A 14,767-nucleotide genomic window follows, 5' to 3' on the forward strand; every position below is an offset into this window, starting at 1 on the left:
CTCTGTATCGTAATTGATGTCATGAAAAAAAGAAATAACAGGTGTCGTGGAAAATGGAAGAATTTGATGCGATTGTGGTAGGTGCCGGGCCGGCCGGCTGTGCTGCTGCCTATGTTATGGCGAAAGCCGGACATAATGTATTGGTATTGGAAAGAGGGAAATTCCCCGGGGCGAAGAACATGTGGGGCGGTGCCTTCTTCGGTCCTGTCATGAACGAGCTTTTCCCCGGTTTTTGGGAGGAGGCACCCTTTGAACGGTTTGTCACCCGTCATGCGATTTCCTTTTTGACGGAACAGGATATCCTCTCGATAGATTACAAGTCAGACGTTACGGAGCCTGCGGAAAAGAAGGGTTTCATAACATTGCGCGCCAAGTTTGACAAATGGATGTCGCAGAAAGTCGAACAGGCAGGGGCAATCGTCGCTTCAGGCCTGGCCGTCGATGATCTCATCGTTGAGGGTGGCGTGGTAAAGGGAGTAAAAGTCGGGGATGAACAGTTCGCATCAAATGCTGTGGTCCTGGCGGATGGCGTAAATTCGCTTCTCTCGGAGAAAATCGGCCTGCGGAAGGCATATTCACCCCACGACATGAAACAGGGTGTCAAGGAAATTATCCGCCTACCCCGGGAAGTGATCGAGGACCGATTCAATATCAGCGGTACCGCCGGTGTTGCCATGGAATTCATCGGGTCCTGCACGCGCGGATTACCGGGTGGCGGTTTTATGTATACGAACCTTGACAGTGTATCGCTCGGGGTTGTCGTTCAATTAAGTGCGCTTATGGATACGCAGATCAAGGCGTCCGATCTCATCGAGGACTTTAAAAACCACCCCGCCATCGCGCAGCTTATCAAAGGAGGGCAGACGGCAGAGTATTCAGCACACTTGATTCCCGTATCCGGCCTTAAAATGATGCCGAAACTGTATGATAACGGCGTTCTTGTTACTGGTGATGCCGCTTCCCTGGTTCTCGGGACGGGGTTGATATTGGAAGGCGCGAATTTTGCCGTTGCCTCGGGTATGGCAGCTGCAGAAACGGTAATTGAAGCACACAGGAAAGAAGACTTTACCAGGGACGAACTGAGTAATTACGAAAAAAGGCTCAGGGAGCAGTTTGTGCTGAAGGATCTTCAGACGTTCAGCAGGGCTCCGCAGTTTCTCGAAAACGAAAGGATCTACCAGCTGTATCCGGAATTGGCCTGTTCCATGGCCAGAAAGATTTTCAGCAGTGATGGAAAACCCCGGGAGAACACTTTCAAGGTCCTGAGGAAGTCCCTTGGAAAACAAGCATCCATGTGGAAGATGGCCTCAGATATGATAAAAGCGGGAAGGGCATTATGAAAGTAGAAGACAAACTGGCTCTCAATAAGTTCGACGTGGACAGGGATGTTCATATCACGGTGAATGACGTCGTATGCGTTGAATGTGAACTGAAACCCTGTGTGAGCGTCTGCCCGGCCGAGTGTTATGTAATCAGAGAAAATCATATGACGTTTTCTTACGAGGGGTGCCTTGAGTGCGGCAGTTGCCGCATTGCGTGCCCAAAGGGTGCAATAGATTGGGTGTATCCGCGCGGAGGATTCGGCATCTGCTATCAATACGGTTAAAAAAGGAGGAGTAATGGAGATCATTGTCTGCATCAAGCAAGTTCTGGATCCAGATCTGCCACCGGCAAAGTTTGCAATCGACAGTCGCATGAACAGGGCAATCCAGCCTGATGGTATGCCTCTGGTAATCAGTCCCTATGATGCCCTGGCAGTTGAGGCCGCACTGAGGATAAAGGAAAACAACACTGCCAATATAACAGTTCTGACGGTCGGTGATACGTCTGCTGACGTTGTTGTAAAAAAGGCTTTGGCAATGGGTGCGGATAAGGCCGTCATCATTTCTGACGAGGCTTTTAATGAATCTGATGGATTTGCTACAGCCTCTATTCTGGCAAAAGCCATAGAGAAAATAGGCCAGTACGATCTGATCCTCTGCGGTCGCCAGGCTGCTGACTGGGATGTGGGAATGGTAGGCCTTGTATTAGCGGAGAACCTCAATGTTCCTGTGGTTACAAGGGCAAAGGAGATCAGAATACGCGATGGAGAAGTGGAAGTTCAGAGATTAACCGCCGGCGGATATGAGACATACGGAGGCACCTTACCGATGGTGGTGACAGTCAGCAGTGAACTGGGACAGGCACGGATTCCTTCAGGGATGGGAATCATCAAGGCCGCGCGGCAGGAAATTCCGGTATGGAGCAGTGCTGATCTTGCTATCGACCCTTCAATGGCGGGGGCGAGTTCGGCACGGAACAGTCTCGTTAAACTGTATGTTCCTTCCTATGAGCGGAAGTGCGAGATGATTGAAAAGGAAGACGTTGCGGAAGCGGCCGCACTGCTGGCTGAGAGAATCGCCGCGATCATTCAGTAAGAGAGGGGAAAAATGAGTGATTATAAGGGTATTTTTGTGGTTGGAGAAATCGAGAATGGCTCGTTGTCCTCGTTAACCAGGGAGCTTCTTGGAGGAGCGAGAAGGCTGGCGGATACGATGCAGGATGAAGTCGGGCTTTTTCTGGTTGCAAAGGAACCCGGCAATGCAGGTCAGGAGGGAATCACCCTGGGAGCAGACAAGGTGTATGTATCCACAGATCCTGCCCTGTTGGACATGAACCCTGACGCCTATGTCTTTGTCGTGACGCACCTGTGCAGTCAGATAAAGCCGCTGCTGTGCCTGATCGGTCAAACAGATCTGGGACGTGACCTGGCACCGCGGGTGGCCGCACGACTGGAAGCAGGGCTCTGCATGGATTGCATTCACGTTGACGTGAATGAAGAGAGAAATGGTTTTATTCAGACGAGGCCTGCATACGGGGGAAAGGCCCTTTCGGTAATTGCTTCCACAAACGGCAGACCACAGGTGAATACCGTGCGATCAAAGGCGATGGAACCTCTTCTGCCGCAGGACCAGCGAACGGGCGAAACAATTGCTGTTCAAGAGAGCCCGGATTCCTCTTCGATCAGGATCAGGATTCTCGAACGGGAGGCAGCCACATCCGGGGGGATCAAGCTGGAGGATGCAAAAGTTATTGTCGCCGGTGGCGGGGGGATTGGTGGACCCGAGGGCTTTGACATGATCAAAGACCTGGCTCGGAGAATCGGGGGCGAAGTGGGTGCCACACGAGTTCCGGTTGATGAAAACTGGGTTCCCTTGAGCATGGAAATAGGTCAGACGGGAAAGATCGTCAATCCGGAACTGTATATTGCCATTGGTATTTCCGGGGCAGCACAGCACATTACCGGGTGCCTGAATTCAAAAACAATAGTGTCAATCAACAAAGATCCTGATGCAAACATCTTTAAGATTTCCGATATCGGGCTTGTTGGTGATTACCGGGATGTTCTGCCCGTGTTAATAGAAAAATTTCAAGAGAGATAGTCGCTAAATGGACTTTACTATAAATAAGGATAGATAATTCTAAGATGGTGTTTTCTTGAACCAAAAACTTGCTCCACAAAGGTGTTTTTATAACCTTAACCATCGTGAGAGAAAATTGCCACAGACATAAAAATGATCAAGTGGCTAAGCGTTTTGTCATGAGGTGCTGAATGCCGTTAAAAAGCCGATTACGATATATGTAAGAAAATACTTATTATCAATGAAATCTAAAACTGAGAGTTAGAAACTGGTTGAAAAAAGAGATAAAATGAGCAGGAGGTTAAAAATATGATGTGTAAGTAGTAGTAATCCAACCAAACTTTTTGGAATTTAATTGTTTCAACTTTAAAATGGAATAAGGAGGGTAAAATAATGTTTGAAAAAAAGAACAAATTATTTGCCATTATTGTTGCGGTGTCACTGTTGACAGTTCTCATTTCTTTTCAAGACTCAAATGCCGCCTCCCAAGGTAAAGATGTTATCAAGATTAGAATGGTAGGAACCCTTCCTGTTGGGCATCACCTGACCGATGCTTTAAACCTTTATAAAAAGTATGTTGAAGAAAAATCACAAGGAAGAGTTATCGTAGAGATTTTTCCAGCTCAACAACTTTATAATGACAAAGATTTAGTAAGTGTACTGCCTAGGGGTGCCGTTGATATGGCAATTGCAAACCTAGACATGTGGGCTGGTCTAAATCCTTCAGTTAGCTTTCTTACAATGCCACTCATCTTCGATAGTGAGGATCACTTCTACGCAGTTGCTCATGGAGAAGCCGGAGATATCATAAATGGCGAGTTTCTTAAAGTTAACTGTAAAACATTGGGATGGATTCAGTATGGTACGGCCGATATTATAAGTAAAGAACCTTATGCTACTCTTGAGGATTTTAAGGGGAAGCGTGTACGTGCCTATGGCCAGATGTGCCAATATTTTTTGGAGGCACTTGGGATGGCACCTACAATGATGAGTTCGAGTGAAATGTATCAGGCATTGCAAAAGGGAACCATAGATTTAGCAATGTCAGGATTAACCTCATTCGTTTCTCGTAAATTATATGAAGTGGCAAAGTACGTGCCGGATGTAACGCTATCATACAACGCTGGTGCATTTGGTACTGTTGCAAATTTAGATTTCTACAATAACCTTCCTAAAGATATTCAGAAAATATTGGATGATGGTGCTTTAGAAATAGAAAATTTTACTAGAGAGCGGGCAAAAGAAGCTACGGTAAAAAGCCGTCAGATATTACTTGATAATGGTGTAACGTTCCTGAAGATTTCTGATGAACAACTTGCCAATTGGAAAGCAAGGACCTTACCCGTTATGAAAGCGCGTTTGAAGGAAAATTATGATAGCGACAAAGTGGATATAATGTTCGATGCATTAGAAAAGCATAAATAGAAATATCACACCCAAATGTGGACACACACAGCCAGGTAGCCTTTTTTAAGGGTTGTGTGTGTCCATAATCAAAAGAGACAAAATCCGGTAAGGAATTGCCTTGTGATATGTTTTTTATACTTAAAAAATGCTTGATGTAATTGTGTGCCGTGGAATCGCAATATATGACCTCTGTTTTAAGCGTACAAGAGTAAACGACTCATTAATGGTTTTAGCGTAACAGTTTCTCGCTGAGCCCATGTATTTTGAAGGATTATGCTGTTTAAGAATATGTTAACAGGGTGGACATGCTGAATGTCTTGTGTTCTTGGTGAAAAACGGTGACGGACTCAGGTGTCGACTCCATTATTGCTCGTTCATGAAACTGTATGATTATGTTCTAGCTGAACCGTTCTCATTATTAAGATTGGCCAGCCACTTAACGATTATAAAAATGCAAGTTAAACGCCAGAAAAATCCGATACTGCTGGCGTCTCTTGTAAAACAAGCTCTTGTAAGTGACGAAATCAACTGCCACTTTCACACATTCAATGATCATTCTCCGCAACTAATGAGAAAGGGTTCGATGTTGAAAGTTTGTTCATGTTTTCTGCGATGTTCAGATGGATAGTTCGCTCTTCTCAGTGAATTCACTAAACCGAAAGGAGAACGTTCCATATCAAAGCAGAAATATAATTATAGGAGGAATGGTGATGTCGCTATCCCGGCAACTCGCTAACTTCGTTTTGGAAACGGATTATGACAGTGTTCCACAGACGGCCCTGCAGCGAGCGAAGCACCATATCATCGATTGCCTCGGCTGCATGCTGGCCGGCACCAGAGAGCCACTTGCCGGTATCCTGGGAACATACATAGACACAGTTGGGGGCAGGCCGCAAGCCTCCATCCTTGGTAGCGAAACACAAACATCGATCTATAATGCGGCCATGATCAATGGAACTCTCGGCCACGCCCTTGATTTCGATGACATGAGCAGCTCGTTGATCGGTCATCCCACGACCGTTATCCTGCCAACGATTCTTGCCCTGGGGGAGTATCAGAAAATCAGTGCCAGAAAGGCGTTGGAAGCTTACGTACTGGGTGTCGAGGTTGCCTGCGCATTGGGAAGGCTTATGAATCCAGGCCACTATCAGCAGGGTTGGCACCCGACAACGTCACTGGGTATCTTCGGAGCAACTGCAGCCGCGGGCAAGCTGCTTGGAGTGAGCGAAGCGGAACTGGCCCATGCCTTTGGCATAGCGGCAAGCGAGGCTTCTGGCATACGGGAAAACTTCGGGACGATGACAAAACCGTTTCACGCGGGAAGAGCGTCTGCCAAGGGCTTTCTGTCAGCCATGCTGGCTAGGACGGGATTCAACTCATCGGACAGGGCCTTTGAGGGCGATGCCGGATTCTTACGGGCTACATGCGACCACTATGACATTGAAGAAACTTTGAAAACGCTGGGTAATCCATACGAGTTGGTATCACCCGGGCTCTCTATTAAGAAGTATCCGTCATGCGGAGCTACTTCCAATGGTATTGACGCCATGATCAGTCTGGCGGAAGACAACGCCATTCTGACTGATTCCGTCAAGAGCATAGAGTGTGGTTCGGTTCCAATCGCGAAAGACGTCCTGATATACGAAGTACCCAGAAATGGTTTAGAGGGTAAGTTCAGCATGCATTTTTGCCTGGCGGTGGCACTGGCGGAAAAGAAGGTAACTCTCGAGCATTTTCATGATCCATGGATCAATAATCCCACCATCAGTGATCTGATGAATAAAACGACGTTCACCGTTGCTCCCGAACTGGCACAGTATGGCTATCGAGGGACGTTTAACACACTGTTGAAAGTTTCCCTTTTCAATGGTGATGAGTATGTGCTCAAGGTCGATCACGCCAAAGGTTCTCCGGAGAACCCTCTTTCCGAAGCTGAGGTGTTTGAAAAATATACACATTGTGCGGAGGGGGTCTTGCCAGACGGCAAAATCGAACGATCAATTGAAATGCTGAGCGATTTTCCCATGCTTGAAGATCTGTCGGACTTGCTGAAAGTCCTGCGGAAATAAGGGGAAGGATGGAAAAATGAAATTATTCGAGCCATGTAAAATAGGCACTATTGAGTTAAAGAATCGATTGGTCCTGGCGCCTATGTCAAACAATATGACGGATAACGGGTTCGTTACTGAAGAGGCGATACACTTTTACAAGGCACGTGCGGAGGGAGGAGTGGGACTCATCACCGTTGAGGATGGCATTGTTGATTATCCTCTTGCAAACAATGTCAAATCCCCCGTGGCCATCAGTGATGATAAATACATTCCCATGTTGAAAAAGCTGAATGATACGATACATCAATACGATGTAAAGACAGTCATGCAGTTGGCTCATGCCGGCAGACGGGCGGGTCGGGTAGCCAAATCAGGGTGCCTGGAAGTGACGAGGGGGAAAATCCCTGTCGCTCCGTCTGCGCTGGCGCACCCCGTTTCCGGGTATGTGGTGCCTCATGAATTGTCCAGAGATGAGATACGGGAGATAATTGAACAGTTCGGACAGGGAGCGAGAAGAGCGGTAAAAGCCGGTTTTGATTTTATTGCACTCCATTGTGCCCATATGTACCTCTGTGGGGAATTTCTATCGCCATGGGCGAATAAGAGGAAGGATGAGTATGGAAGAGGATTGAAGGGACGGCTCAGATTCGTATTGGAGGTGATTGAGCGGATACGGGCTGAAGCCGGGGAAGATCATCCCATTATTGTGAGAATCAATGGACAGGAACCCAGAGGAGGCAACAGCCTGGCAGATATACGCAGGATTGCGCAGGCGCTGGAAAAGGCAGGTGTTGACGCAATCCATGTGTCGGTCGGGTTTGCCGCCACGATCAAAGACCCGGAGTTTATTCCTTCCATCCCCTCGATGCGTTTTCCCGACGGGCCAATAATTCATCTCGCGAAGAATGTGAAAGATGGCGTTTCCATTCCGGTCATTGCAGTGAATAAAATACGAGACGCCAGGTTTGCGGAACAGATACTGCAGGAGGGGAAGGCTGATCTGATAGCGATGGGCAGAACGCTGGTTGCTGATCCTGAATTCCCCAAAAAATCGAAAGAGGGACGGTACGATGATGTGCGACCCTGTATATCCTGCTGTCAGGGTTGTATCAACAGAGTATTAGCCGATCTTCCCATGAAATGTACCGTGAATCCCCTGGTCGGGAGAGAAGGGGAAAAGATCATTGAGCCTGCCGACCCCCCCAGGAAGGTAATGATCGTCGGCGGTGGACCGGCCGGTCTTGAAACAGCCCTTATCAGTGCGCAAAGAGGGAATACTGTGGTGCTGTATGAACAAAGTGGGAGCCTGGGAGGACAGATGAAGGATGCGGCGCTCCTGCCGTTTAAAAAGGAAATCAAGAAATTCACGGATTACCTGATCAGACAGGTTACCAAAGCTGGAGTCGCGATTACATTAAACACGGTCGTCACGAATGAAATCATCAAAAAGGTAAGACCGGACATTTTAATAATGGCGGTTGGCGCCCAGCCGATCATTCCGGAGATACCGGGTGTGAATAACGGGAACGTGGTAAAGGCGCAGGATGTGCTGAGAGAAACCGTCGATGTGGGGAACCGTGTACTGATAATCGGTGGTGGCGAATTAGGCCTGGAGACGGGCGAATTCCTTGGTCTCAAAGGCAAGAAGGTCACAATCGTCGAAATGACGAGTACGGTGGGAGCCACTATGCCTTCACAGACAAGGATGCCTCTTATGTTCAATCTTGAAAATCACAAAGTGAAAATCCTGACGCTGGCAACCCCTGTGAGCATAAATGACAAGGGCGTGGTGATAGAACAGTTGGGGAAAAAGAAACTCATTCCTGCGGATACCGTGGTTATCGCTGCCGGTTATAGGCCGCCGGACCGATCCGATATACAATCCCTGACCAAAGATGCCGCCTCTGTGATCATTATGCTCGGCAATTGTGGGAGTGTGGGTGATATCATGAATGCAGTCGAGAATGGGTTCAACTTTGCAGCGAGCATATAAGGAGATAACCGGGTGAGTGCGACAAAAATATTGGCGGATCATGTTTCTTCAATTCGGTATGAGACTCTCTCCGAGGAAGTTGTGCAGAAGACCAAGGCCACCATTCTTGATACACTTGGTTGTGCAATTGCCGGTTTTACCCTGGCTTCCGATGAGATATCGCCCCTTTTACATCTGATTATGGAATCCGGCGGGCGACCGGAAGCAACAATTATCGGGTCCGGCAACCGGACATCCTGCCTCAATGCCGCGCTGGTCAACAGTTCGATGACACATACCATTGATTATGATGATACTCATGTGCCATCGCTCGCACATTTCGGATGCTGCACGGTACCCGCGGCCATTGCCCTGGGTGAAAAGATAGATGCCGGTGGCGCGGAGATCATAGCGGCTGTTGTGGCGGGTTTTGAAGCGGCGAGCAAGGTGGCACGGAGTGTCATGCCGAGCCATTATAGCTACTGGCACAGCACTGCAACAAATGGCGTCATCGCTGCAGCGGCAACTGTGGCGAATCTGTTGAAATTTAACAGCGAGAAGACGGAGATGACCCTGGGTATGGCTGCCGATCAGGCCGCAGGGAGCCGGTATTGCCTGGACTACGGAGATTTCACAAAAAGTCTGCACCCGGGGATGGCAGCCTTTAACGGCATGCTTGCCGGGCTTTTGATTCAAAGAGGGAGCATCGGGCCAAAGGATTTCTTTGACTACGATAAAGGGTATTGCAACGTGTATTCCGATGAACCGCATATTAATATGATGACGGAGAATCTGGGCTCTCCCTATGAAATCATGATCAATGACATCAAGGGATTTCCAACAATTCTGTGCAGTCACACACCGGTACAGGCAACTCTGAAATTAGTTGAGGAAAATCATCTTCAAGCGTCGGATATCGAAAAGATCGTTGTTAAAATGGTAACGCTGCCAAAGGGACAGGGATGTAATTATAATCCCGATACGCCAATGGCCGCGAGGTTGAGCATACCCTATTGCGTTGCCCTGGCCATAATTGATAGGGCGGTTCAGCTAGAGTATTTTGAGATGGAGAAAATTCATGATCCCCGGATAAGGGAACTCATGGGGAAAATAACGATTTATCCAGACCCCGAATTGGATACATTCAAACCCGATATGCCGGCTGTCGTTGAGATTACGGACAAGAAAGGAAGGCACTTCGAATTGAAGTCCTTATATCCGAAGGGCTCTGTTAAAAATCCCATGACGGATGAGGAAATAAAAGAGAAGTTTATCCTGTTGGCATCCAACACTGTCAGTAAAACCAAGGCAAACAAAATAGTCAGCACCATAGATACGCTGGAAACAACACGGTCCATCCGTTCGCTTGCCGAACTGTTTTAGCCATACGGGCACATTGTTGTGCTGAAGCATGAAACCCGCGGGCATCCCCTCATCACTTCCCCCCCCCTTGTCCTTGGATCCCGCGGGTTTTTTTACTCGAGGTATCGGATTTTCAGCATTATCAACGGGGTTGGTGTAAGAGAATGTTCGCAATTTCGAGTAACAAAATCACTTCTCATTAAAACGTTGATCACACCTTGACCACCCTCCCCCCTCAACGAAAAAAGGGTCAGCAATTGCCTGCTGACCCTTTCATATATTCATGGTGCCGAAGCCGGGACTTGAACCCGGACGGGCGTGGCCCACTACCCCCTCAAGATAGCGTGTCTACCAAATTCCACCACTTCGGCAAGAGCGTGACTACGTTATTTCCTTCTTCCATCAATGTCAATAAAAAATTGCCCTCGTCCCGGTGTTTGCGGGCATTTCCTACTCAGCAGCCGGCGGTGCTTCCGGTGCCGATGACTGCTCGGCGGGGAGCGCCGGTGGGACCGTCTGTCCCGCTGGGAGCGTTTCTTCAACACCCGACGCGGGAGGTACTTCCACGACGGACGGTGCCTTGTGGGTGGCGAAATAAGCCAGCCACAGGGAGGTGAGCATGAACACGATGGCGAAAACGGTGGTCATTTTCCCCAGAAACGTGCCCGGCCCGCTGCTCCCGAAGATGGTCTGGCTCGACCCGCCGAAGGCCGCACCCATGTCGGCTCCCTTTCCGGTCTGGAGAAGGACGACGAGGATAAGAATGATGCAGATCACGACATGTAAGATGGTAACCAGGATATGCAAGGTTGATTTGTCTCCTTGTACTGTTATTGTCTGTCGTACCGCACGATGGAGCCGAAAACCGCCGCATCGAGGCTCGCCCCGCCTACCAGGGCGCCGTTGATGTCGGCTTCGGCCATGAGCGAAGCGATATTGTCCGCCTTGACGCTTCCGCCGTAGAGGATCGCGATGGCCGCCGCGCTCTCACCGCCGTACGCATCGCCGAGCAGTTTTCTAATAAAAGCATGTACTTCCTGCGCCTGCCCGGCCGTTGCCGTCTTGCCCGTTCCTATCGCCCACACGGGTTCATAGGCAAAAGTGAACCGTCTTATATCACTTGCCGACATATTATTCAACGCTTCTTTTACCTGCTCTTCGATGACGCTAAATGTTCGTTCTTCCTCACGTTCTTCAAGGGTTTCCCCGATACAGAGGATCGGCAGCAGGTTATGGTCGAGCACGGACCGCAGCTTTCTGTTCACCGTTTCGTTCGTTTCCCCGAAGAGGGTCCTCCGCTCCGAGTGGCCCACGATGACATACCGGCAGCCTGCGTCGGCGAGCATGGCGGCCGATATCTCACCGGTGAAGGCGCCCTTTTCTTCCCAGTGGACGTTCTGCGCCCCGAGATGGATGGGGGAGTCCTTCAGAACGGCCGCGACGGCCGACAGTGCCGTGTAGGGCGGCGCGAGCACGATATCCCGGTCCGCCGTTTCCGGAAATTCGGCCTTCAGCGCCCGGGCGAAATCGACCGCTTCGGGAATGGTTTTATGCATCTTCCAGTTGGCGGCGATCATGGGGTGTACCATGTCATTTCTCCTCTTTGCTTCCCAGGTAGACGGCGAGATCCACCATGCGGCAGGCATAGCCACTCTCGTTGTCGTACCAGGAGAAGACCTTGACGAAATTGCCGTCGATGACCTTCGTCAGGGGGGCGTCCACGATGGAGGAATGGGGATCGCTCGTGAAATCCACGGAGACCAGTTCTTCCTCGCAGTAGGCCATGATCCCCCGCAGCGGTCCTTCCGCGGCGGCTTTCAGGGCGCCGTTGACGTCTTTCTCGGTGACCGGTTTTCCCACTTCAACGGCCAGGTCGACGAGCGACACGTTGGGGGTGGGGACCCGGAGGGCTATGCCGTCGAGTTTTCCCTTCAGCGCGGGGATGACCTCGGTGACGGCCTTCGCCGCGCCCGTCGATGTGGGGACGATGGACATGGCCGCCGCCCGGGCACGCCTGAGGTCCTTGTGCGAGCCGTCGAGAAGGCGCTGGTCCATGGTGTAGGAGTGGACCGTCGTCATGAGCCCCTTGACGATGGAAAAGTTGTCATGCAGGACCTTCACCACCGGCGCCAGGCAGTTCGTGGTGCAGGAGGCGTTCGAGATGATGTGGTGTTTCGCCGGGTCGTAGGTGTCCTCGTTCACGCCCATGACAAAGGTGCCGTCCACGCCCTTGCCGGGCGCGGCGATAATGACCTTCTTCGCCCCTGCTTCGAGGTGCCCCACGCACTGGTCCCGCTTCCTGAACTTGCCCGTCGACTCCATGACGATGTCCACACCCAGGTCTTTCCAGGGAAGGGCCGAGAGATCGCCGGTCTCATTGGTGATCCGGATCCTTTTGCCGTCCACGATGAGGGCCGTCCCGTCGGTGGAGGCCGTAACGGGGAGTTTCCCGTGGACGGAGTCGTATTTCAGGAGGTGGAGAAGCGTTTCCGCCGCCGCTCGTGTGTTGACGGCCACGATCTCGATATCGCCCCTGCCGAGAGCGGCCCGGATGATATACCGGCCCACTCGCCCGAATCCGTTGATCGCTGCACGAACAGTCATCATAAACCTCCAGGATCAGAACATTAACATTGGTGAGATACCGAGCCGTGCCGGTATTTCCCCATATGGGCGTTGGATAGTATTATCACGGGTATTAGTCAACCGGTTTTTTGCATTTCTTCCATACAGAGGATCACCCCGATGGGTGACGGCCGAGAGATAACGGAAGGGACCCGCGTGCAAAGGCCCCGTTGCAAATCCTGTCTTGACAGAAACGGGAAACATTTATACAGTCACAAAATTATCAAGGGGGACCGGCGGTTATGACAGCATTTCGGGGCAAAGAATGGATCGCCTGCTTCTGTGCCTGTCTGGCCCTCTTTGTGTTTTCCGGGAAGGGGGAATGTGCCGATATGAATGAAAATATCCGTAAACCCGTTCTCGCCGGCGCCTGGTATCCGGGCACCGCGACCGCTCTGCGGTCCGACATAGTATCCTTTCTGGAAAACGTTCCTCCCGTCGTTCTGCCGGGAAAGGTCATCGCGCTGATCTCCCCGCACGCGGGGATCGTTTACTCGGGCCAGGTGGCGGCCTATGGGTTCGAGGCTGTCGAAAGAAATGACTACGATGCCGTCATCGTCGTCGGGATCAGTCACCGGGCCCGTTTCAACGGCGCGGCCCTTTACGACGGTGGGGGTTATGAAACGCCGCTTGGCGTGGCGAAGATCGACCGGGGCCTGGCGGAACAGATCATCGATCACGGCGGCAACCGGCTCTTTTTCAGTCAAAAGGATCCGGCGCCTGAAAACTCCATAGAGATACAGGTCCCCTTTCTGCAGGTGGCCCTTGAGGGGCTTCCCTTCGTTCCCGTCATGATGGGGAGCCAGGACATGAGTACCTGCCGGATGCTGGCCGACGCCATACTCGCGGCGACGGCAGGCAGGCGGGTGCTGCTGGTCGCCAGTACCGATCTGTCCCATTACCACGGTTACGACGCGGCCATGAAGCTCGACTCCCTGGCCCTGGAAAATATTGAGACCATGGACATCGAGGGCTTTACCCGCTGCGTCTCCACCGGCAGCTGCGAGGCCTGCGGGGCCGGCCCCGTCATCGTGGCCATGATGGTAGCGGAAAAGCTGGGTGCCCGGGCCAGGATCCTGCACTACGCCAACTCCGGTGATGTGACGGGAGACAAAAGCGGTGTCGTCGGCTACGGCTCCGTCGCCTTTTACCTGCCCGATGCGGGAGAAAAAGAGGATGAGCCGGAACGCGGTGTCGGCGTCGATATGGGACTGAGCGAGACCGACAAGGACCTGCTCCTTGACCTGGCGCGCAAAAGTATCGAAACAAAGTTCACCGGCGGCGATGTTCCCGCCTGCACGGTGGATTCGGAGATCCTGAAACAGAACATGGGTGCCTTCGTCACCCTCAAAAAGCACGGGCAGCTGCGGGGCTGCATCGGCTTTATCGAAGGAAGGAAACCACTGCTCGAGACGGTGAAGGAAATGGCCCGGGCGGCGGCGTTCCAGGATCCCCGGTTCCGTCCCGTTTCCCGGGAGGAACTGGATGAACTGACCATAGAGATCTCGGCGCTGACGCCGCTGCGTCAGATAAAGGACGCCAATGAAATTACCGTGGGAACGCACGGTATCTATATCGTTAAGGGATTTCGGTCCGGACTCCTTCTTCCCCAGGTAGCCACCGAACATCATTGGGACAGAATAAAATTTTTACAGGAAACCTGCCACAAGGCAGGCCTTCCATCCGATGCCTGGAAAGATAAGGAATCGAAGATATTTATCTTTTCGGCCGACATCTTCGGGGAAGAGGAATAATTCACGTTTTATTGAAAAGGGAAAAAAGTCCTTGACAAATGCGGGCAATGCATTTAGATTTTCCCATTTGTTGGCTCGGAATATATTTGCGCTTTCGTGCCGGTTGAAAAGTACGTGAATATACATGGTTTCGGTTGCTGGCGTAGCTCAATCGGTAGAGCAGCTGATTTGTAATCAGCAGGTTGCGGGTTCGAG

The 14,767-nt window shown here is 50.9% G+C and carries 12 protein-coding genes and 1 tRNA gene; 9 read left to right on the forward strand and 4 right to left on the reverse strand.

Going from position 1 to position 14,767, the window contains the following annotated elements; all coding sequences use genetic code 11:
• Positions 1-53 precede the first annotated feature (53 nt).
• The 8 genes from JXO48_01660 to JXO48_01695 all read left to right on the forward strand — a co-directional run bounded on the left by JXO48_01660 (position 54) and on the right by JXO48_01695 (position 10,214).
• On the forward strand, positions 54-1,340 hold the full coding sequence (locus JXO48_01660; protein MBN2282576.1) for an FAD-binding protein: 1,287 nt from the start codon (positions 54-56) through the stop codon (positions 1,338-1,340).
• Positions 1,337-1,606 (forward strand): 4Fe-4S dicluster domain-containing protein, encoded by a 270-nt coding sequence (locus tag JXO48_01665; protein MBN2282577.1) that lies wholly within the window; start codon positions 1,337-1,339, stop codon positions 1,604-1,606. Before JXO48_01660 ends, JXO48_01665 begins: the two co-directional genes overlap by 4 nt.
• Before the next feature lie 13 nt (positions 1,607-1,619).
• Complete coding sequence (locus tag JXO48_01670; protein MBN2282578.1) at positions 1,620-2,417, forward strand: electron transfer flavoprotein subunit beta/FixA family protein; 798 nt, start codon at positions 1,620-1,622, stop codon at positions 2,415-2,417.
• Positions 2,418-2,429: 12 nt separating this feature from the next.
• Positions 2,430-3,422 carry an electron transfer flavoprotein subunit alpha/FixB family protein gene (locus tag JXO48_01675; GenBank protein MBN2282579.1) on the forward strand — a complete coding sequence of 331 codons (993 nt, stop codon included), beginning with the start codon at positions 2,430-2,432 and terminating at the stop codon, positions 3,420-3,422.
• 372 nt (positions 3,423-3,794) lie between these two features.
• Positions 3,795-4,826 (forward strand): TRAP transporter substrate-binding protein DctP, encoded by a 1,032-nt coding sequence (gene dctP / locus JXO48_01680; protein MBN2282580.1) that lies wholly within the window; start codon positions 3,795-3,797, stop codon positions 4,824-4,826.
• 686 nt (positions 4,827-5,512) lie between these two features.
• Positions 5,513-6,877 (forward strand): MmgE/PrpD family protein, encoded by a 1,365-nt coding sequence (locus JXO48_01685; GenBank protein ID MBN2282581.1) that lies wholly within the window; start codon positions 5,513-5,515, stop codon positions 6,875-6,877.
• A gap of 16 nt (positions 6,878-6,893) precedes the next feature.
• On the forward strand, positions 6,894-8,852 hold the full coding sequence (locus JXO48_01690; GenBank protein ID MBN2282582.1) for an FAD-dependent oxidoreductase: 1,959 nt from the start codon (positions 6,894-6,896) through the stop codon (positions 8,850-8,852).
• Between the two features lie 12 nt (positions 8,853-8,864).
• A complete protein-coding gene (locus tag JXO48_01695) occupies positions 8,865-10,214 on the forward strand; it encodes an MmgE/PrpD family protein (GenBank protein ID MBN2282583.1) in 1,350 nt (449 codons plus the stop codon).
• Positions 10,215-10,477: 263 nt separating this feature from the next.
• On the opposite strand, the gene JXO48_01700 is transcribed toward JXO48_01695, so the two are convergent.
• From JXO48_01700 to gap, 4 genes are all read right to left on the reverse strand, one after another.
• Positions 10,478-10,564 (reverse strand) — tRNA-Leu (locus JXO48_01700).
• A gap of 79 nt (positions 10,565-10,643) precedes the next feature.
• Complete coding sequence (gene secG / locus JXO48_01705) at positions 10,644-11,000, reverse strand: preprotein translocase subunit SecG (GenBank protein MBN2282584.1); 357 nt, start codon at positions 10,998-11,000, stop codon at positions 10,644-10,646.
• Between the two features lie 23 nt (positions 11,001-11,023).
• Positions 11,024-11,782 (reverse strand): triose-phosphate isomerase, encoded by a 759-nt coding sequence (locus JXO48_01710; GenBank protein MBN2282585.1) that lies wholly within the window; start codon positions 11,780-11,782, stop codon positions 11,024-11,026.
• Position 11,783: 1 nt separating this feature from the next.
• Positions 11,784-12,797, reverse strand: coding sequence for a type I glyceraldehyde-3-phosphate dehydrogenase (gap, locus tag JXO48_01715; GenBank protein MBN2282586.1), 1,014 nt, complete (start codon positions 12,795-12,797; stop codon positions 11,784-11,786).
• 263 nt (positions 12,798-13,060) lie between these two features.
• Here gap and amrB point away from each other — a divergent pair, with 263 nt between their 5' ends.
• Positions 13,061-14,572, forward strand: a complete 1,512-nt coding sequence (gene amrB, locus JXO48_01720; protein ID MBN2282587.1) for an AmmeMemoRadiSam system protein B — start codon at positions 13,061-13,063, stop codon at positions 14,570-14,572.
• Positions 14,573-14,767 lie beyond the last annotated feature (195 nt).

The sequence above is a fragment of the Deltaproteobacteria bacterium genome (genome assembly GCA_016933965.1).
Taxonomy (GTDB): Bacteria; Desulfobacterota; Syntrophia; order Syntrophales; family UBA2210; genus JAFGTS01.